Raw genomic sequence first — 19,061 nt, 5'->3', positions numbered from 1 at the left:
AACCATTCCCGTAAGGTTTTTTATGTCTTTTTATCACTCTTTTCAGACAGACGTGACAAGACGGAACGCAATGATCTGAGCTCGTCAACCACCAGCGTGATTTCCTGGCGCAGGTCGTCGGACAGGCCCGGCATGTCGTCGCCGTCGAGCGGATCGCCCAAAGCCATTTCCTCGCCGTCTTCGGAGTCCGGCTCGTCGGCATCCTCAGGCAACGGCGGCGGCGGGTCCGATATGCGCCCTTCCTTCAGAAGGCGTTGGACGCCCTTGATCGTATAGCGGTCTTCATACAGCAGCACCTGGATGCGCCGCAGCAACTCCACATCCTCCGGTCGATAATAGCGCCGGCCTCCGCCACGCTTCAGCGGACGGATCTGGGGGAACTTCGTCTCCCAGAAACGCAGGACATGCTGAGGCACATTCAGGTCGGTCGACACCTCGCTGATCGTGCGATAGGCCGTGGCGGATTTCATGGCACGATCAGGCCGCCATCCGGCAGCAGGCAAGCCAAGCCGTGATCGGAGCGGCGATTCGGCACGGCAATGGGCGAGGACATCGTGTCATCAGGCGCGGCCGTTCTCAGGACAGCGCCCGTGCAGGCGTCGGCGCGCCTCCCTCCTGTACCTCGTTGATGCGGTTCTTCAGCACATGGCTGGCGCGGAAGACCAGGACCCGGCGCGGCAGGATCGGCACCTCTTCGCCGGTCTTGGGGTTACGGCCGACCCGCTCCCCCTTCTGGCGGACCTGGAAACTGCCGAAGGACGAGATCTTCACCATCTCCCCCCGTGACAGCGCGTCGGAAATCTCATCCAGGACGGTCTCGACCAGATCGGCCGATTCGTTGCGTGAAAGACCGACTTCCTGGTAGACGGCCTCGCTCAATTGGGCGCGCGTGACGGTGTTCTGGGACATGGCTCGACCTCCCCCGCAACCATTGCGAAGACGGTAATCCGGGGGAAGAAGGTCCGTCAATTCAAAAGCTTGGCAGCCGCAAACCGCTTGGTCGAAGCCAGGGCGGCAGTGCAGTGCAGCAGAACGACGGGGCAGTACCGGGAATGGAGCCTACCAGCGGATCAGCGCCGAACCCCAGGTCAGGCCGCCGCCGATGGCCTCCATCAGGATCAGATCGCCGCGCTTGACCCGGCCGTCGGCCACCGCCTCGCCCAGGGCCAGCGGAATCGATGCCGCCGACGTGTTGCCATGGCGGTCGACCGTCAACACCACCTTCTCCGGCGGCAGCTTCATCTTGCGGGCCAGCCCGTCGATGATCCGCCGATTGGCCTGGTGCGGCACCATCCAGTCGATATCGGAGGCCTCCAGGCCGTTGGCGGTCAATGCCTCCTCCACCACCGCCGACAGCTTGGACACGGCGTGGCGGAAGATCTCCTGTCCGTGCATGCGGACATGGCCGATGGTTCCGGTTGACGACGCACCGCCGTCGACATAGAGCAGATCGTACTGGCTGCCGTCGGAATGCAGGTGGGTCGACAGCACGCCGCGGTCGCTCGAGTCGCCCTTGCCTTCATAGGCGTCCAGCACAATGGCGCCGGCACCGTCGCCGAACAGAACGCAGGTGGTGCGGTCGTTCCAGTCGAGGAGGCGGGAGAAGGTCTCCGCCCCAATCACCAGGGCGCGGCGGGCCTGGCGGTTACGCAGGAAATTGTCGGCGACGGACAGCGCATAGACGAAACCGGCGCAGACCGCCTGGATGTCCATGGCGAAGCCGGTCGTGCCCAAGGCGGCCTGGACCTTGGTCGCGGTGGCAGGAAAGGTGTTGTCGGGAGTCGTCGTGGCCAGGATGATGCAGTCGATGCTGGCTGCCGGCACCCCGGCATGCTCCAGAGCACGCATCGCCGCGGCGATCGCGAGGTCGGAGGTCTTCTCCCCCTCCGCCGCGATATGGCGGGACTTGATGCCGGTGCGCTGGACGATCCACTCGTCTGTCGTGTCGACCCGCTGTTCCAGATCGCGATTGGTGACGACGTTGCCCGGCAGGAAGATGCCGCAACCCAGGACTCGGGAACGCATGACCATGTTCAGCCCGCCGCCGCCTTCGTGTCGGGAAGAGAGGCCGCGTCGGCTATGCGCCCCATCTCTTCCTTGATGCGTTCGTTGAATCCGTGCGTCGCCAGATTGATGGCGACGGCAACGGCGTTGGCGAAGCCGACCGCGTCGGTGCCGCCATGGCTCTTCACGCAGACGCCGCGCAGCCCCAGGAACATCGCGCCGTTGTAACGCCGCGGATCGATCCGTTCACGGAAGCGCTTGAAGGCGCCGCGTGCCAGCAGATAGCCGATCCGCGCCAGGAACGACGTCGCGAAGGTCCGGCGCAGGAATTCGGAGAACAGCTTGGCCGTCCCCTCCGCCGTCTTCAGCGCCACGTTGCCGGTGAAGCCGTCGGTGACGATGACGTCCACCGTGCCGAGCCCGATGTCGGTGCCCTCGACGAAGCCATGGAAACGGCCGGGCAACGGCATGTCGCGCAGGCTGGCCGCCGCGGCACGCACCACCTCGTTGCCCTTCATGTCCTCCGACCCGATGTTCAGCACACCGATCGACGGCTCCGGCAGGCCCAGGATGGCACGCGCGAAGACGGCCCCCATCACGGCGAACTGGACGAGATTCTCGGGCTGGCATTCGGCATTGGCGCCGAGGTCCAGCATCACGCTCTCGCCCCGCTGCGTCGGGAAGAAGGAGGCCATCGCCGGCCGGTCTATTCCCGGCAGCGTCTTCAACACGAATTTCGCCATCGCCATCAGGGCGCCGGTGTTGCCCGCCGATACCACGCACGCCGCCTCGCCGGCCGCAACCGCGTCGATGGCGAGGCGCATGCTGGACTGGCGGCCGGCACGCAGCGCCACCGCCGGCTTGGCGTCACCGGCCACGAAGTCGGCGGTATGGCGGATTTCCGCCACCGCCTTCAACGCAGGCCGCTGGTTCAGCAGCGGTTCGACCCGCTGCCGGTCGCCATACAGCAGAAAACGCACGTCGGGATGGCGCTCCCGCGCGATGTCCGCCCCGGCCACGACCATGTCGGGGCCGAGATCGCCACCCATGGCATCCAGGGCGATGGTCAGGCGCTGGCTCACCGCGAACAGGCTCCCCGGCTACGCCCCCGGCGGGGGCGACAAGCACCCCCGGACATCGGGGCCTCAAACAACGCGATCGGGATCAAGCGGCCGCGGTGCCGCTCTGAACCACTTCGCGCTGGTCGTAATGGCCGCAAGACCCGCAGACGTGGTGCGGACGCTTCAGCTCGCCGCAGTTCGGGCACTCGTTGTAGGCCGAGGTCGGCAGAGCGTGGTGCGAACGCCGCATGTTGCGCCGCGACTTGGAGGTCTTCTTCTTCGGAACAGCCATGACCGTAAACTCTCTTCATTGGAAAGGGCGGCCCGAACAGGGGCCGCCCAGCGCGAGCGGCATTCAATAAGGCAAATGCCCCCAAAGGGCAAGCCCGAACAACCCCCTTTTCACACAGGAAAGCCCACTCATTGGAGGGGGTGAAGTCCTTGGTGAGATCCGCGGGCACCGCGGTGGTCAGCTCCGCGATTTCAACTGCTGCAGCACGGCGAAAGGGTTCGGCTTCTCCGGCTCCTCCACTGCAGCCGCCTCTTCCGGGCCGTCGTCATACCCTTCGAACTCGACATCGGGGGCCTGGGGATAGGGATCGAGGCCCAGCGACAGATGCTGCGTCGCCAGCTCGCCGATGTCGATTCGGTTGTTCTCCATCGGCTCGGGACTCTCCTCGTCCGACAAGGACGGGTCGATGTCGATCTCCAGGCCCGGATCCTCGATCAGCGACTCCGGCGCGAACAGCGCCTCGAAGGATTCGCTGACATGGGCCGGCACCGGTTCCAGCGAGACGACGCAGGTCTGGACCACGTCGGCCTCCAGCGTGCCGGAAACGCGGATCATCTGGCCGCCGCGCACCGCGCGCAGCCGCACCGTCGCGGTCAGGCTGCCGACCTCTTCCAACTCCAGCCGCTCGGCGAGCGCGCGCCGCTCCGCCTCCGTCGCCTCGATGGTCTCGGTCACGTTGGCGCGCCGAACGGCGTCGGCGGTGACGATGCGCGAGAATTCAGGGGCCGGCAGGGCGCGGTTCTCAGGGCTCATGGCGAAAGACTTTCTGATCGGACAACAGCGGCGGGCGACCGGGCGCCCCATTCCTTCTGTCACATGCAGCCGCGGACGGCGAAAGGCAAGCCCCCAGACGCCGCGCGGACACAGCATCCACGGCGAGCATCCCCATAGATATAGAGTGTAGCCATCATGCCGGCACCGGAGCGAAGCGAGCCTCGCCCCGCAGCAGCGTCTCCAACGCGAGCGCATCGAGCGCCGCAGCCGACGCCCGGACATAGGCGGCCATGGCGGCGAGCGCACCGTCCGGCACCGGGTCGACCGTGCCGTACAGGTTGTTGTCGAGCGCGACCTCCAGCCTGCGGTCGCCGGTTTCGGCCAGCGCCTCGTCATAGGCGCGGATGCGGCCGGCCATGCCGCGGGCCATGGTCTTGACCCGGCGGGCGATGCCGCTGTCGCCGGCCCCCATTTCCATCAGCGACTTCTCGAAATCGTCGACCATGGTCTCGTAGAGGCGCCGGGACAGCGCGGCCGCCTCGCCCCCCTGCCCCTTCAGCCGGCGCATGACCAGGAACAGATGCAGGGCCATCATCTCGAACCGGCCGTCCAGCGTATCGGGCACGCCGAGCACACGGTAGAAGCCGGGTTCGCGGGCTTGGCCGACCAAGGCGGTGAACAGTCCGGCGACCGCCGCGGCGATGCCGGCGGACCCACCGCCACCGATACCGCCACCAATCCCCAGGCGGCCCATCAGCCGGCCGATGATGCTGTCCGACACGAACGGATCCCCTCTCCCGACTCGGAGTCTCGTTGACAGGGCGAAGCGCCCGGTGCGATTGTCCGGAATTGCGTGGACGGCCGTCCGCTGCCGGCGCCGTCCGCCCCGCCGGCTCCATCATAGCCCGAGCACCATGACCAGATCGAACTTTTCCGCTCTCCGCACCGCCCTGCTGGGCAGCGCCCTGCTCGCCGCCACCGCGGCGGCCGGCTGCTCGCCCACCGTCGCCACCCGCGGCAACCTGACGGACCCGGAGCTGGTGGCTGAACTGCAACCCGGCCAGAGCCGCCGCGACGACGTCGCCGCGGTGCTGGGCACGCCGACCTCGGTGGGCACCTTCGATCCGAACGTCTGGTACTATATCGGGCAGAAGACCGAGAAGACCGCCTTCTTCGAGCCGGAGGTGACCGAGCGCCGAGTCGTCATCGCCCATTTCGACGATGCCGGCGTCCTGCGCCAGATCAAGACGCTGGATAAGTCGAACGGCCAGGACATCGACCTCGTCGAGCGCACGACGCCCACCTCGGGCCGCGAGATGGGCTTCCTCGAGCAGATGATGGGCAACGTCGGCCGCTTCTCCGCCAAGGACGCCAAGGGCAAGGGTCCGGGCAGCTGATCGGACCGGCTTGGGTGAGCACCACCGAAACCGACCTGCGCCATATGCTGGCCGCCCTGTCACTCGCCGCGCGCGGGCTCGGGCGGACCTGGCCCAATCCGGCGGTCGGGTGCGTGCTGGTGCGCGACGGTTCCGTGATCGGCCGCGGCTGGACCCAGCCGGGTGGCCGCCCCCATGCGGAGACGGAGGCGCTGGCCCATGCCCGCGCCCTCTCCGGCGGGGCGGCGGGTGCGACCGCCTATGTCACGCTGGAACCCTGCAACCATTATGGCAAGACGCCGCCCTGCGCCCTGGCCCTGGTCGAGGCGAAGGTGGCGCGCGTGGTCGTCGCCTGCGGGGATCCCGACCCGCGGGTCGCCGGCGGCGGGCTGACCCGGCTGCGCGACGCCGGCATCACCGTCACCACCGGCCTGTGCGAGGCGGAGGCGCTGGCCCTCAACGAGGGCTTCTTCAACCGCATCACGCTGGGCCGCCCGCTGGTCACCTGCAAGGTCGCCAGCACGCTGGACGGCCGCATCGCCACCCGCAGCGGCGAGTCGCAATGGATCACCGGCCCGACCGCGCGGGCCTGGGGCCATCGGCTGCGCGCCAGCCATGACGCCATCCTGGTCGGGATCGGCACCGCGCTGGCCGACGATCCCGAGCTGACCTGCCGCCTGCCCGGCCTGGGCGACCGCAGCCCGGTGCGGGTGGTGGTCGACAGCGGCCTGCGCCTGCCCCCGGCCGCGAAGCTCGCCGCCGGTGCCCGCCGCATTCCGACCTGGGTCGTCACCGGCCCCGCCCCCGATGCCGCGCGGGCCGAAGCGCTCGAAGCCCTCGGCGTCGAGGTGATCCCGGTCGCCGCCGGCCCGGACGGCCGGGTCGATCCTGCCGCCGCCCTCGCCGCGCTGGCGTCCCGCGGCCTGACCCGCGTTCTGGTCGAAGGCGGCGCCGCGTTGGCCGGCACGCTGTTCGGCGCCGGGCTGGTCGACCGGCTGGAATGGTTCCGCGCGGCGTCGCTGATCGGCGGCGACGGGCTGCCGGCGGTCGCCGGCTTCCACGTCGAGGCGCTGACCGCCATGGTCCGGTTCGAGCGCACCGCCGTCCGCGCCGCCGGGGCCGACCTTGCCGAAAGCTACCGCCGGGTTGCCCCTGCGGAAACGGCCTGACCCGATCAGTCCGGCCGGCGCAACAGACCGTTGCGTCCGACGCGGCATCGCGCGCGCTTCCCCTGGCCGCGAAACCTGCTAAATTCGCCGCATGTTCACCGGAATCATCACCGATGTCGGGCGCGTCCGGGCCGTAGAGCGGCAGGGCGACACCCGGTTCACCATCGAGACCGCCTTCGACACGGAGACGATCGCGATCGGGGCGTCCATCGCCCATAACGGCGTCTGCCTGACGGTCATCGAAAAGGGACCAGGGGCCTACGTCATCCAGGCGTCGGGGGAAACCCTGTCGAAGACGACGCTCGGCGGCTGGGAGGCCGGCACGCGGATCAACCTGGAACGCGCGCTGAAGGTCGGCGACGAGCTGGGCGGCCACATCGTGTCCGGCCACGTCGACGGTGTCGGCCGGCTGCTGTCGATCCGCCCCGACGGCGAGTCGCTGCGCCTGACCTTCGAGGCGCCGGACAACCTCGCCAGATACATCGCCTCCAAGGGCTCCGTCGCCATCGACGGCGTGTCGCTGACCGTCAACGAGGTCGACGGCAACCGCTTCGGCGTCAACATCATCCCCCACACCCAGACCGCCACCACTTTCGGCGGGCTGAAGGAGGGCGATGCGGTCAATCTCGAAATCGATATGCTGGCGCGCTACGTCGCCCGGCTCGCGGGGCAGGAATGACGTCCGAGTTTCACAACTACCTGTCGACCGCCGAAGAGATCATCGAAGAGGCGCGTCAGGGCAGGATGTTCATCCTGGTCGACGACGAGGACCGGGAGAACGAGGGCGATCTGGTGATCCCCGCCTCCTGCGCCACGCCGGAAGCGGTGAACTTCATGGCCAAGCACGGGCGCGGCCTGATCTGTCTCACCATGGACCGGCCGAACATCGAGCGGCTGCGCCTGCCGCTGATGGCACAGCAGAATGCCTCGCGCCACCAGACAGCCTTCACCGTCTCCATCGAGGCGCGCGAGGGCGTCACCACCGGCATCTCCGCCGCCGACCGCGCCCACACCATCGCGGTCGCCATCAACCCGGCGTCGGGCCCGCAGGACCTCGCCACCCCCGGCCACATCTTCCCGCTGCTGGCCCGCGAGGGCGGCGTGCTGGTGCGCGCCGGCCATACCGAGGCCTCGGTCGACATCGCCCGGCTGTCCGGCCATTCCTCGTCGGCGGTGATCTGCGAGATCATGAACGACGACGGCACCATGGCCCGCCTGCCGGATCTGGTGCAGTTCGCCCAGTTCCACGGGCTGAAGGTGGGCACCATCGCCGACCTGATCGCCTATCGCCGCCGCACCGAGACCATCGTCGAGCAGGTGCTGGCCGGCAATCTCGACAGCAGCTACGGCGGTCGTTTCCAGAGCTATGTCTACATCAACAAGATCCAGTACGCCGAACACATCGCGCTGGTCCGCGGCGACATCTCCGGCGACGAGCCGGTGCTGGTGCGCATGCATGCCCAGTCGGTGCTGGACGACGTGCTGGGCGACCGCAACTCCGGCCGCGGCAACGACCTCCATGCCTCGATGGAACTGATCGCCAAGGAAGGCCGCGGCGTCGTCGTGCTGCTGCGCGAGCCGAACCCGAACGGCCTGTCCACCGTCCTGAAGGCCCGGCTGGAAGGCCAGGCCAGCAGCGCGCCGGAACTGCGCGATTATGGCATCGGCGCGCAGATCCTGCTGGATCTGGGCGTGCGCAAGATGGTCCTGCTGTCCAACCGCAAGAAGCCGATCATCGGGCTGGAGGGCTACGGCCTGACCGTGGTCGGCCATCGTGCGATCACGCCGGGCGCCGCCGATCCCGGTGACGACTGAGGACAAGACCGAGGACAAGACCGCCGCCGGATGACCGACACGCCCCACATCATGGTCGTGGACGCCCGCGTCCATGAGGACATCGCCGAGGAACTGGTGCGTGGCGCCGTCGCGGAGCTTGACCGCGCCGGCGCCACGCACATCCGCTATGGCGTGCCCGGCTGCCTGGAGCTTCCGGCGGCGATCATGTACGCCATTCGCTCGATGGATTTCTTCACCGCCCGCAAGCGCTTCGACGGCTATGTCGCGCTGGGCTGCGTGATCAGGGGCGAGACGACACGGTACGACACGATCTGTGCCGAAAGCGCCCGCGGCTTGCAGGATCTGGCGCTGCGCTACAGCCTGGCGGTCGGAAACGGCATCCTGAACGTAGAGAATCGCGAGCAGGCCTGGGCGCGGGCCACAGTCGGATCGGTCAATATGGGTGGGCGCGCCGCGCGGGCCTGTCTTGACATGATTGACCTGAAGCGCAAATTCCGCCTCTATCCGCGCTGATCCCGGCATCTCCCCTTTTTTAGCGACTGCATGACCATGAGCAACGACGACGCGGGCAGCCCCGTGACACCCGAACGCGCCCCCGGCGAGTCCAAGGCCGGGAAAAGCAAGTCCCGCAAGAACAAGACCGGCGGCGGCTCCGCCAAGGCCCGCCGCAAGGCTGCCCGTCTGGCCGCGGCCCAGGCGCTCTACCAGATCGACCTCGCCCAGGCGCCGGTCGAGAACGTCGTCGGCGAGTTCGTCGCCCACCGGCTGGGCGAGGAGATCGACGGCGCCAAGTTCGTCTCCGGCGATCCGCAGCTGTTCGCCGACATCGTCCGCGGCGCCATCCACCGCCGGGCGGAAGTGGACGGGGTTCTGGGCGCCGCGCTCGACCCGCGCTTCCCGATCGAGCGGCTGGAGCTGCTGCTGCGTGCCATCCTGCGGGCCGGCGCCTATGAGATCGCGGTCCATCTCGATACCCACCCGCGCATCCTGATCAGCGAGTATGTCGACGTCGCCCGCGCCTTCTTCTCCGGCCGCGAGCCGGCGATGGTGAACGGCGTCCTCGACCATGTCGCCCGCGCGCTGCGTGCCGACGACCTCGCCAAGCCCGACCCCGACCGCAACCCGGCCGACGAGTGAGCCGGGAGCCCTCTCCCCACCCGGGAGAGGAGCAACAGGCGTCCCCACCATGAGCACGCCCAAGACCATGGCCAACACCAGCGGCGAGTTCGGCCGCATCACCCGCTTCTTCAAGCCGCTCGCCGCCGGTTTCGCCGGGGCCCGCGGCCTGCGGGACGATGCCGCCGTGTTCGGCGTGCCGGAGGGGCGGGAACTGGTGGTCACCACCGACGCCATGGTCGCAGGCGTCCATTTCTTCCCCGACGACGCGCCCGGCGACATCGCCGCCAAGCTGATGCGCAGCAACCTGTCCGACCTCGCCGCCATGGGGGCGGAGCCGCTGGCCTACACGCTGGTGACCGCCCTGCCTCGCGGGCTGCCGGACTCCTGGCTGGAGGCGTTCGCCGCCGGCCTGGGCGCGGATCAGCAACAGTTCGGGATCGCGCTGGCCGGGGGCGATTCGGTCTCGACCACGGGTCCGGTCACCCTGTCGGTGACCGCCTTCGGGCTGGTGCCGGCAGGCCGGGCCCTGCCGCGCTGGGGCGGGCGACCGGGCGACCGGGTCTTCGTCACCGGAACCATCGGCGACGCCGCGCTGGGGCTCGAGATCGCCTATGGCCGGCTCGACCTGCCGGACGAGGAAGCCAGCGGCCATCTGTTGCGCCGCCTGCGCCGGCCGGACCCGCGCACCGGCATCGGCCCCCGCCTGATCGGGCTGGCCGGCGGCGCACTCGACGTGTCGGACGGGCTGGTCGCCGATCTGGGCCATCTGTGCGAGGAGTCGGGCTGCGCCGCCCTCCTGCAGGCCGAGGCGGTGCCGCTGTCGGACGCCGCCCGCGGGGCCATTGACGGCGATCCGGCCCGGCTGGCGCTGGCGATCACCGGTGGCGACGATTACGAACTGCTGTTCAGCGCGCCCGAATCGGCGCGGGACGCCCTCGCCGCCCTGTCGGCCGCTGGCGGCGTCGCCATCACCGAGATCGGCTCGCTCCTCCCTGGGGAGGCCGGCACCGTCACCGTCCTCGACGGCACGGGCGCCGCCCTGCCGCTGACCCGTCGCGGCTGGGACCATTTCTGACCCCGCTTGCGCCTTTGCCACTGGCCCCTATGACGCCTTAAGACAATGGAAAGCATCCGCGTCGCAGGGTGCGGCTTGGTGTTTTGCGAAGGTGTGCTGCGGTGGTCAAGGCCCTGATCGTGCTCGTGCTGGGCATCGTGCTGCTGGGCGGCGCCAGCGTCGGCGGCTGGTTCGCCTATCAGAAATACTATGTCGACCGGCAGGACGAACCGAAGAAGGTCGAACCGCCGCCCAAGCCGCCCACCGCATTCGTCCGGCTGCCGCCGCTGGTGGTGCCGATGATCGGCCCGTCCCGAGTCGAGCAATTCGTGACCGTCGTGGTGGCGGTCGAGGTGGTTCTGGAAAAGCAACCGATGGTCCAGGCCAACCAGCCGCGCCTGACCGACGCCTTTCTGACCGCGCTCTATGGCGGCATCGCCGACCAGTCGATCCTGAAAGGGGCATTGGTCAATATTCCTGCCGTAAAGGCCAAATTGGTGGAAGCCGCCGGCAAAATCGTTGGCAAGGACGCAGTGCAGGACGTTCTTGTCCAGGCGGTTACACAGCGCAATCTCTGAACGCTTCTCCACCCACACGCATTCGGCACCCATTGTGCAGTGCAGAAGCGCGGTGGTACCGACAAAGGTCAGTACCTCCCCTGGCCATTTCGCCGCGCTGCCATTGACGGTGCGGCGGTTGCAAAGCGCTGCCGCGGGGGGCATGCTTTTTCCGACAATACTTGCGCCCGACTACTCCCTCTCTTCGCAGACATCGGGAGACAGCCTTTCCGGGGCGCGACCTTAAAATCAAACGGGGGATGCGATGGCTTTAGCGTTCATCGTCATCATCGCCGCCGGCCTGCTTGCGCTGGCCTACGGTTTTCGCACCGGAAAAGAAGTCATGGCCGCATCGCCGGGATCCGAACGGATGCAGGCCATCGCCGCCGCGGTGCAGGAGGGGGCGCGTGCCTATCTGAACCGCCAATACACCACAATCGCCATCGCCGGATCCGTGCTGCTGGTCATCCTGTGGGCGACTCTCGGCTTTCCGGTCGCGCTGGGCTTCCTGATCGGCGCCGTGCTGTCGGGCAGCGCCGGCTATATCGGCATGAACGTTTCGGTCCGCGCCAACGTCCGTACCGCGGAGGCCGCGACCCGTGGGCTGGCGCCGGCGCTGGACATCGCCTTCAAGTCGGGCGCCATCACCGGCATGCTGGTGGTCGGGCTGGGGCTGCTTGGAGTCGGCGGCTATTTCGGCGTCCTGACCCTGATCTACCGCGTCAACGACCCGGTGGAGGTGCGCACCGTGCTGGAGGCGCTGGTCGCGCTCAGCTTCGGTGCCTCGCTGATCTCCATCTTCGCCCGGCTGGGCGGCGGCATCTTCACCAAGGGGGCCGACGTCGGTGCCGACCTCGTCGGCAAGGTCGAGGCCGGCATTCCGGAGGACGACCCGCGCAACCCGGCGGTCATCGCCGACAATGTCGGCGACAATGTCGGCGACTGTGCCGGCATGGCCGCCGACTTGTTCGAAACCTACGCCGTCACCATCGTCGCCACCATGCTGTTGGCGGCGATTTTCTTTTCCGGCGGGGTTTTGCGGCTGATGCTGGTCTATCCGCTGCTGATCGGCGCGGTCTGCATCCTGGCGTCGGTCGCCGGCACCTTCGCGGTGAAGCTGGGCGCCGACAACGCCATCATGAAGGCGCTCTACAAGGGGCTGGCGGTGGCAGCCGGCCTGTCGCTGGTGCTGATCCTGATCGTCACCGCGATCCTGTTCGGCTTCACCCGCGCCATCGTCATGGCCGACGGCACGGCGATCAACGGCTTCAACCTGATCGTCTCCGCCCTGGTCGGGCTGGGCGTCACCGGCCTGCTGGTCTGGATCACCGAATACTACACCTCGACCGCCTTCCGGCCGGTGCGCAGCGTCGCCAAGGCGTCGGAGACCGGACACGGCACCAACGTCATCCAGGGGCTGGCGGTGTCGATGGAATCGACCGCCCTGCCGGTGATCGTGATCTGTGCCGGCATCCTGATCGCCCATGGCCAGGCCGGCGTCTTCGGCATCGGCATCGCCGCGACGACGATGCTGGCGCTGGCCGGCATGGTGGTCGCGCTCGACGCCTATGGGCCGGTCACCGACAATGCCGGCGGCATCGCCGAGATGGCGGACATGCCCGCCAACATCCGCGTCACCACCGATGCGCTGGACGCCGTCGGCAACACCACCAAGGCGGTGACCAAGGGCTATGCCATCGGGTCGGCCGGGCTGGCGGCGCTGGTGCTGTTCGCGGCCTATGTCCAGGATCTCGGCCATTACTTCCCGAACGTTCCTGTCGAGTTCCGGCTGAACGACCCCTATGTCGTGGTCGGGCTGCTGGTGGGCGGGCTGCTGCCCTACCTGTTCGGCGCCATGGGCATGACCGCGGTCGGCCGTGCCGCCGGATCGGTGGTGGTCGAGGTGCGGCGCCAGTTCCGCGAGATCCCCGGCATCATGGAGGGAACCGCCAAGCCGGACTACGGCCGTGCCGTCGACATGCTGACCCGGGCCGCGATCAAGGAGATGATCATACCGTCCCTGCTGCCGGTGCTGGCCCCGGTGGTGCTGTACATGGTCATCGCCGCCATCGGCGGACAGGCCGCCGGCTTCGCCGCGCTCGGCGCCATGCTGCTCGGCACCATCGTCACCGGCATCTTCGTCGCCATCTCGATGACGTCAGGCGGCGGCGCCTGGGACAATGCCAAGAAATACATCGAGGAGGGCAACCACGGCGGCAAGGGGTCCGACGCCCACAAGGCGGCAGTGACCGGCGACACCGTCGGCGACCCCTACAAGGACACCGCCGGCCCGGCGGTGAACCCGATGATCAAGATCACCAACATCGTGGCGATCCTGCTGCTGGCGATCCTGGCGCAGTACGGGTGAAGTGTTGGGGAGGGGGGGATAGCGACTTCAGCGGCTGCCCCCTCCCCAACCCTCTCCCGCTGCGCGGGAGAGGGTTGGGGCGCTTGTTCGGAAGGGTGGCGGCAGTCCCCTCTCCCGCGGGAGAGGGGGAGGGTTAGGGAGGGGGCAAACACCCGCACCCAAAGGAACTCACACCCCCGGCGAGGCCTCCGGAGCCAGCTGCTCCACGAACTCGTTGAAGTCCGAGGCTTCGCGGAAGTCCTTGTACACCGAGGCGTAGCGGATATACGCGACCTGATCCAGGGTCTGCAGAGCCTCCATGATCTTCTCGCCGATCTGCTTCGACGGAATCTCGCTCTCGCCGGAGGATTCGAGCTGGCGGACCAGGCTGTTCACCACCCGGTCGATGCGGTCGCCATCGATCGGGCGCTTGCGCAGCGCGATCCGCATCGACCGCAACAGCTTCTCGCGGTCGAAGGGTTCGCGCTGGCCGTTGCTCTTCACCACCGTCAGCTCGCGCAGTTGAACGCGTTCGAAGGTGGTGAAGCGGGCGCTGCAACTCGGGCAGAAGCGCCGCCGGCGGATCGCCGAGTTGTCCTCCGTCGGGCGCGAGTCCTTGACCTGGGTGTCCTCGTTTCCGCAGAACGGGCAGCGCATCTCGTGGTTTCCCCGTGGATTACAGCGTGGGCGATTACAGTGTCGGGTAGATCGGGAACTGACGGCACAGGCCGCGGACACGTTCGCGCATCGCGGCCTCGACGGCCGTGTTGTCGCCGGAGTTGCTGGCGGCCAGCCCGTCCAGCGTCTCCACGATCATCTCGCCGACCTGTTTGAACTCGGCGACGCCAAAACCGCGGGTGGTCGCTGCCGGGCTGCCCAGACGGACGCCCGAGGTGATCATCGGCTTCTGCGGATCGAACGGCACGCCGTTCTTGTTGCAGGTCATGCCGGCATGCTCCAGGCTGGCTTCCGCCGCCTTGCCGGTCAGGTTCTTCGGCCGCAGGTCGACCAGCACGATGTGGCTGTCGGTGCCGCCCGACACGATGTCGAGCCCGCCGTCGATCAGCGTCTTCGCCAGCACCTGGGCGTTGTCGACCACCGCCTGGGCGTAGGTCTTGAACTCCGGACGCAGCGCCTCGGCGAAGGCGACGGCCTTGGCGGCGATGACATGCATCAGCGGGCCGCCCTGCAGGCCGGGGAACACCGCCGAGTTGATCTTCTTGGCGATGTCTTCCCGGTTGGTCAGCACCATGCCGCCGCGCGGGCCGCGCAGCGTCTTGTGGGTGGTGGTGGTTGCGACGTCGGCATAGGGGAAGGGGTTCGGGTAGACGCCGCCGGCGATCAGGCCGGCATAGTGGGCGATGTCCACCATGAAATAGGCGCCGACCTCGTCCGCGATGGCGCGGAAGCGCTCATAGTCGAGCACGCGCGGATAGGCGGAGCCGCCAGCGATGATCAGCTTCGGCTTGTGTTCGCGCGCCAGCGCCTCGACCTGATCGAAGTCGATCAGATGGTCGTCCTTGCGCACGCCGTACTGGACCGCCTTGAACCACTTGCCCGACATGTTGGGCGCGGCACCATGGGTCAGGTGGCCGCCGGCGGCCAGCGACATGCCGAGCACGCAGTCGCCCGGCTGCAGCAGGGCCAGCATCACCGCCTGGTTGGCCTGGGAGCCGGAGTTGGGCTGCACGTTGGCGAAGTCGCAGCCGAACAGCTTGCAGGCGCGCTCGATCGCCAGCGTCTCGGCGACGTCGACGAACTCGCAGCCGCCATAGTAACGCTTGCCCGGATAGCCTTCGGCATACTTGTTGGTGAGGACGGAGCCCTGCGCCTCCAGCACCGCCTGCGAGACGATGTTCTCGGACGCGATCAGTTCGATCTGCTCCTGCTGGCGCACCAGCTCGTCGCGCACCGCGCGGGCCAGTTCGGGATCGGTCTCGGCGAGCGAGGCGGCGAAGAAGCGGCCGATCTCGGCGGCGTTGGTGGTGGTCATGGCGGGAGGTTCCTCATCGAAGGCATGAAGCGGTCCGGGAAGCATCGGACAGGTCGCTCCAAACGGGTCGTACCGGGATCTTTCGCGCCCCGGTTGCGGGCCTTGCGGCCGAGTTCGTCAGGTTTGCGGACGGGCGTCGGCCCATCCCGGCATGAATGGGCGTCAGCCCATCTTGGCGATACGGCGGCTGTGGCGTTCGCCACCTTCGAAGCCGGCCTTCAGGAAGACCTCGACGCAGTCCTTGGCGATCTCCGGACCGACGATGCGAGCGCCCAGCGCGATCACGTTGGCGTCGTTGTGCTCACGCGACAGGCGCGCGGTCGTGACGTCGTGGACAAGCGCGGCGCGGATGCCGGGATGGCGGTTGGCGGCGATGCTGATGCCGATGCCGCTGCCGCAGATCAGCACGCCGCGCTGCGCCCGGCCGTCGGTGACGGCGACGGCCAGCGCCGCGGCGAAGTCCGGGTAATCCACCGAGGCCGGACCGTCGGTACCGAGATCGAGGACGGTGTAGCCGGCACCTTCAAGTTGCCCGGCGATCTGAGCCTTCAGCTCATAGCCGGCGTGGTCGGAGGCGAGCGCTACGGTGCGGACGGTCATGACGGCGGAAACTCCGGTGCGTGCGGTACGGATACGGTAACGGATGCTGCGGCGAAAGACGCCCGAACCCTACCAGATGTCGATGCGAACCGCCACTGCCACACCATGACATGGATGCATGGCAATGTTGGGAATGACGGGGCCGGGAACAGGGGTGCCCCCCCGGGCCGATTGCGCTCATCCCCTCCCGGCGCCCAGATGCCGCAGCCCCCGCCCTTGCTTCCATCACCGCCACTGCCCCCGACGCCACGAAAGTTTAGACACGGATTTCACCTCTTCGTTGTCGAGCCGGTCAAACAAGGGAGATAGCCGATTCGTTATAGGGCGAGGCAGTTGGCCAATTGCCGCACCGGGATCGGCGGAAAATCCAAAGCCGGCGCTTACTAGACTGCCCTTAAAGGCGCGGCACAGCCACAACCGGCGGACGGTTTTCAGCGAAGGCTGATTTATGCCGTATTCCTTTGTTCTGATCGACAAGAGCAACTAATTTGCCGATTGCCGAATTTATATTGACACCCAAATCACGGTATGCAACTTGGTTCCTACGGACAAATGAAAAACCAGGACACAGTGCAATGAGCGACCAGCTTCGCGCCGATGTACCGGACAATGCGCTGCTGCGGATGACCGCCGACATCGTATCGGCGTATGTCAGCAAGAACGTATTGCCTGCTCAGCAAATCCCCGACGTGATCAATACGGTCTATTCGTCGCTGACGGGCCTGAATGGTCAGCCGCGTGAAATCGCGGCGGAGCCGCTGAAGCCTGCAGTTCCGATTCGAAAGTCGGTCACGCCGGAATACATCGTCTGCCTGGAAGACGGTAAGAAGCTGAAGATGCTGAAACGGCACCTCCGCTCGACCTACAACATGTCGCCGGACGAATATCGGGTCCGCTGGGGACTTCCGCCCGATTATCCGATGGTCGCACCGAATTATGCCGCTCAGCGTTCGGAATTCGCCAAGCGCATCGGCCTGGGCCGCAGTTCCGGCCGCCAGACCCGCCGCAAGGCCGGCTGACTCCGCATCGTCCGTATGCAACGCGGGCCGGTTCCCCTGGGAACGCGGCCCGCTCGCGTGTCCGGCCCAGCCGACCGAGCCGGACTGGATGCCAGTAACTTGCATCGGACCGATTGAAGGCGGAATCGCTTCTACGAAGCCTCCCGCCCCTTTGACCGGCTGCCTCAGTTGGCGCAGCCCTTGCGGCCGGAAAGGCGGCAGTTGAAGCGGTCGACATTGCGGCCCAACTCCCGCCCGGTCGCCATATTCTCGTCATTCAGGCAGGTCAGGTAGGCCATCGACTTGTCGACATAGTCCTTCACCTCGCCCTGGCAGGACGACATCCTGTCGGCGCTGAGAAAGGTGGACGGATCGTCCATGCACAACGGCACGCCCGGCTTCAGGCACCCCGCAACCGTTGCGGCCGGCTGGGTTTCGACGGCGTTCGCCGGGGCAGTCTGCTTGTCGCCCGGCCGCCCGCCACCGGCATGGGCCGGCGCCGCATGGTTCTGCGACGTCTGATTGGCGGCGGAGGCCGGCCGGAAGGCCACCTGGGATGCCAGCAGGGTTGCGGCCAGCGCCACCGACATCACCGACACCCGCAGGAAAGCCGTCACACGAACCATCGCCTCGATCCTCCGCTGTTTCGTTCTTCCGGCCGAACGGCGCCGGACAAGCGCCCTTCATAAGCGCCGTCCGTTCAGCGAAGGGCGGTTCTACAAGCGTTACACCCCCTGCGCCAGTGTCAACGGGCAGGCATAGGTCTACTGTCCGGGGCGAGCGGTTCGCTCTACGACCGGCGGTTCGGCCACTGGGCAGTAACACCCGGCCTCCACCGTCGGCGTGGGCATGCCGGCGCTCACCATCAGCAAAAGCCAGACTTCGATCCGCGCCGCCGGGCTCCGCCCGACGGCGCGTTTTCTTAGATCGGATCGCATAAAGTCGGCATCGATTTGAAGCGTGAATCCGATCGCCAAACAAAGCTGTACCGGACGCAGTCAACGCCCGCCGCCCGCTCCCTATCTGCCCGGCGCCGGCTTGCCCGGTCCGGGCTTGCTCTGCACGAAGCGCAGCTTGTTGATTGCAGTGCGCTTCAACAACTCCAGGCTGCCGGTCGCGGGACCGGCCACCGTCACCTCCACGCCGGTCTTGGCGTCGATGGCAACCACCTTCAGGTAGCTGCCCACCCGCAGGAACTCGAACAGGACCTCGCCATCCCCGCCTGCCGCCGTCATATGCCCCTCCTTTGCCCGAAGGCCAATTCCGTTCGAGACCGCAACACCCGGCCATCGTTCCTGTTGTCCACGCTGCCAAGTCGGCGCGCCGGAGCCCCGCTCCGCAAATATCCACAGCGATGAAGGACCACACCCATGGCCGCCAAGACGATGCAGGATCTGCTGATCGAGGATCTTCGCGACATCTACCACGCCGAGAAGCAGATCGCGAAGGCCCTGCCCAAAATGGCGAAGGCAGCCAAATCCGACCAGCTGCGCCAGGCGTTCGAAGCCCATCTGGAACAGACCAATGGTCAGATCGAGCGGCTGCAGCAGATTTTCGAGGAGCTGGACACCCGGGCCCGCGGCAAGCATTGCGACGCGATGGAAGGGCTGATCAGCGAGGCCCAGGAAATCCTGGAGATGGGGCTGGCACCCGAGGTGCAGGATGCCGCCCTGATCGCCGCCGCCCAGAAGGTGGAGCATTACGAGATCGCCAGCTACGGCACGCTGCACGCCTACGCCACCGCCTGCGGCCTCGACAGGGTCGCCCAACTGCTGGACGAGACGCTGCAGGAGGAAAAGGATACCGATACGCTGCTGAACAAGCTCGCCATCGGCGACGTCAACAAGAAGGCGCTGGCTGCCGGCGGCAAGAAGGCCGCCTGACCTGCGGCAAACCCTGACTTGACGCCCCTGGGCCGCCTGACGTCCCAGGGCGCGGTTGCAACCGCCGCATCGGACCGGTAGTCTCCATCCTTCCGGT

At 67.4% G+C, this 19,061-nt stretch carries 23 protein-coding genes; 11 read left to right on the top strand and 12 right to left on the bottom strand.

Features of this window, described 5'->3' with window-relative positions:
* Nucleotides 1-20: 20 nt before the first annotated feature.
* The 7 genes from AL072_RS09420 to AL072_RS09390 all read right to left on the bottom strand — a co-directional run bounded on the left by AL072_RS09420 (nt 21) and on the right by AL072_RS09390 (nt 4,852).
* Nucleotides 21-470, bottom strand: a complete 450-nt coding sequence (locus AL072_RS09420; protein ID WP_045580548.1) for a MerR family transcriptional regulator — start codon at nt 468-470, stop codon at nt 21-23.
* 106 nt (nt 471-576) lie between these two features.
* Nucleotides 577-909 (bottom strand): integration host factor subunit alpha, encoded by a 333-nt coding sequence (locus tag AL072_RS09415; protein ID WP_045580549.1) that lies wholly within the window; start codon nt 907-909, stop codon nt 577-579.
* A gap of 150 nt (nt 910-1,059) precedes the next feature.
* Nucleotides 1,060-2,031, bottom strand: a complete 972-nt coding sequence (locus AL072_RS09410) for a beta-ketoacyl-ACP synthase III (protein ID WP_045580550.1) — start codon at nt 2,029-2,031, stop codon at nt 1,060-1,062.
* A 2-nt stretch (nt 2,032-2,033) separates the two neighbouring features.
* Complete coding sequence (plsX, locus tag AL072_RS09405) at nt 2,034-3,086, bottom strand: phosphate acyltransferase PlsX (protein ID WP_045580551.1); 1,053 nt, start codon at nt 3,084-3,086, stop codon at nt 2,034-2,036.
* Nucleotides 3,087-3,168: 82 nt separating this feature from the next.
* Nucleotides 3,169-3,357, bottom strand: a complete 189-nt coding sequence (gene rpmF, locus AL072_RS09400) for a 50S ribosomal protein L32 (protein ID WP_012973646.1) — start codon at nt 3,355-3,357, stop codon at nt 3,169-3,171.
* A gap of 177 nt (nt 3,358-3,534) precedes the next feature.
* Nucleotides 3,535-4,110 carry a YceD family protein gene (locus tag AL072_RS09395; RefSeq protein WP_045580552.1) on the bottom strand — a complete coding sequence of 192 codons (576 nt, stop codon included), beginning with the start codon at nt 4,108-4,110 and terminating at the stop codon, nt 3,535-3,537.
* Between the two features lie 154 nt (nt 4,111-4,264).
* Nucleotides 4,265-4,852 (bottom strand): ubiquinol-cytochrome C chaperone family protein, encoded by a 588-nt coding sequence (locus AL072_RS09390; protein ID WP_245636635.1) that lies wholly within the window; start codon nt 4,850-4,852, stop codon nt 4,265-4,267.
* Between the two features lie 133 nt (nt 4,853-4,985).
* On the opposite strand from AL072_RS09390, the gene AL072_RS09385 reads away from it, so the two are divergent.
* The 9 genes from AL072_RS09385 to AL072_RS09345 all read left to right on the top strand — a co-directional run bounded on the left by AL072_RS09385 (nt 4,986) and on the right by AL072_RS09345 (nt 13,511).
* A complete protein-coding gene (locus tag AL072_RS09385) occupies nt 4,986-5,468 on the top strand; it encodes an outer membrane protein assembly factor BamE (protein WP_045580553.1) in 483 nt (160 codons plus the stop codon).
* Nucleotides 5,469-5,512: 44 nt separating this feature from the next.
* Nucleotides 5,513-6,616, top strand: a complete 1,104-nt coding sequence (ribD, locus tag AL072_RS09380) for a bifunctional diaminohydroxyphosphoribosylaminopyrimidine deaminase/5-amino-6-(5-phosphoribosylamino)uracil reductase RibD (RefSeq protein ID WP_045582355.1) — start codon at nt 5,513-5,515, stop codon at nt 6,614-6,616.
* A gap of 91 nt (nt 6,617-6,707) precedes the next feature.
* The gene (locus AL072_RS09375) at nt 6,708-7,295 is read left to right on the top strand and encodes a riboflavin synthase (RefSeq protein WP_045580554.1); all 588 of its coding nucleotides are present in this window, start codon (nt 6,708-6,710) and stop codon (nt 7,293-7,295) included.
* The gene (gene ribB, locus AL072_RS09370) at nt 7,292-8,431 is read left to right on the top strand and encodes a 3,4-dihydroxy-2-butanone-4-phosphate synthase (protein WP_045580555.1); all 1,140 of its coding nucleotides are present in this window, start codon (nt 7,292-7,294) and stop codon (nt 8,429-8,431) included. Before AL072_RS09375 ends, ribB begins: the two co-directional genes overlap by 4 nt.
* Before the next feature lie 30 nt (nt 8,432-8,461).
* Nucleotides 8,462-8,926 (top strand): 6,7-dimethyl-8-ribityllumazine synthase, encoded by a 465-nt coding sequence (locus AL072_RS09365; protein WP_045580556.1) that lies wholly within the window; start codon nt 8,462-8,464, stop codon nt 8,924-8,926.
* 36 nt (nt 8,927-8,962) lie between these two features.
* On the top strand, nt 8,963-9,550 hold the full coding sequence (gene nusB / locus AL072_RS09360) for a transcription antitermination factor NusB (protein WP_045580557.1): 588 nt from the start codon (nt 8,963-8,965) through the stop codon (nt 9,548-9,550).
* Nucleotides 9,551-9,599: 49 nt separating this feature from the next.
* The gene (gene thiL, locus AL072_RS09355) at nt 9,600-10,607 is read left to right on the top strand and encodes a thiamine-phosphate kinase (protein WP_045580558.1); all 1,008 of its coding nucleotides are present in this window, start codon (nt 9,600-9,602) and stop codon (nt 10,605-10,607) included.
* Between the two features lie 101 nt (nt 10,608-10,708).
* Complete coding sequence (locus AL072_RS09350; RefSeq protein WP_045580559.1) at nt 10,709-11,164, top strand: hypothetical protein; 456 nt, start codon at nt 10,709-10,711, stop codon at nt 11,162-11,164.
* A 244-nt stretch (nt 11,165-11,408) separates the two neighbouring features.
* A complete protein-coding gene (locus tag AL072_RS09345; RefSeq protein WP_045580560.1) occupies nt 11,409-13,511 on the top strand; it encodes a sodium-translocating pyrophosphatase in 2,103 nt (700 codons plus the stop codon).
* A 168-nt stretch (nt 13,512-13,679) separates the two neighbouring features.
* On the opposite strand, the gene nrdR is transcribed toward AL072_RS09345, so the two are convergent.
* From nrdR to rpiB, 3 genes are all read right to left on the bottom strand, one after another.
* Nucleotides 13,680-14,147 carry a transcriptional regulator NrdR gene (gene nrdR, locus AL072_RS09340; RefSeq protein WP_045580561.1) on the bottom strand — a complete coding sequence of 156 codons (468 nt, stop codon included), beginning with the start codon at nt 14,145-14,147 and terminating at the stop codon, nt 13,680-13,682.
* A gap of 34 nt (nt 14,148-14,181) precedes the next feature.
* Nucleotides 14,182-15,483, bottom strand: coding sequence for a serine hydroxymethyltransferase (gene glyA / locus AL072_RS09335; protein WP_045582356.1), 1,302 nt, complete (start codon nt 15,481-15,483; stop codon nt 14,182-14,184).
* A gap of 162 nt (nt 15,484-15,645) precedes the next feature.
* Nucleotides 15,646-16,083 (bottom strand): ribose 5-phosphate isomerase B, encoded by a 438-nt coding sequence (gene rpiB / locus AL072_RS09330; protein ID WP_045580562.1) that lies wholly within the window; start codon nt 16,081-16,083, stop codon nt 15,646-15,648.
* A 575-nt stretch (nt 16,084-16,658) separates the two neighbouring features.
* Between rpiB and AL072_RS09325 the strand changes: the two genes are divergently transcribed.
* Nucleotides 16,659-17,102, top strand: a complete 444-nt coding sequence (locus AL072_RS09325; RefSeq protein ID WP_045580563.1) for a Ros/MucR family transcriptional regulator — start codon at nt 16,659-16,661, stop codon at nt 17,100-17,102.
* Nucleotides 17,103-17,266: 164 nt separating this feature from the next.
* On the opposite strand, the gene AL072_RS09320 is transcribed toward AL072_RS09325, so the two are convergent.
* Together AL072_RS09320 and AL072_RS09315 are read right to left on the bottom strand one after the other, a co-directional pair.
* The gene (locus tag AL072_RS09320; RefSeq protein WP_045580564.1) at nt 17,267-17,707 is read right to left on the bottom strand and encodes a hypothetical protein; all 441 of its coding nucleotides are present in this window, start codon (nt 17,705-17,707) and stop codon (nt 17,267-17,269) included.
* A gap of 393 nt (nt 17,708-18,100) precedes the next feature.
* Nucleotides 18,101-18,316 carry a DUF6898 family protein gene (locus AL072_RS09315; protein WP_045580565.1) on the bottom strand — a complete coding sequence of 72 codons (216 nt, stop codon included), beginning with the start codon at nt 18,314-18,316 and terminating at the stop codon, nt 18,101-18,103.
* A gap of 135 nt (nt 18,317-18,451) precedes the next feature.
* Between AL072_RS09315 and AL072_RS09310 the strand changes: the two genes are divergently transcribed.
* On the top strand, nt 18,452-18,964 hold the full coding sequence (locus AL072_RS09310) for a YciE/YciF ferroxidase family protein (protein WP_045580566.1): 513 nt from the start codon (nt 18,452-18,454) through the stop codon (nt 18,962-18,964).
* Nucleotides 18,965-19,061 lie beyond the last annotated feature (97 nt).

Origin of the sequence: Azospirillum thiophilum (assembly GCF_001305595.1) — a bacterium.
Lineage (GTDB): Bacteria > Pseudomonadota > Alphaproteobacteria > Azospirillales > Azospirillaceae > Azospirillum > Azospirillum thiophilum.
Note: the sequence above shows the minus strand (reverse complement) of the source record. Positions and strands in the feature narration are given on the sequence as shown.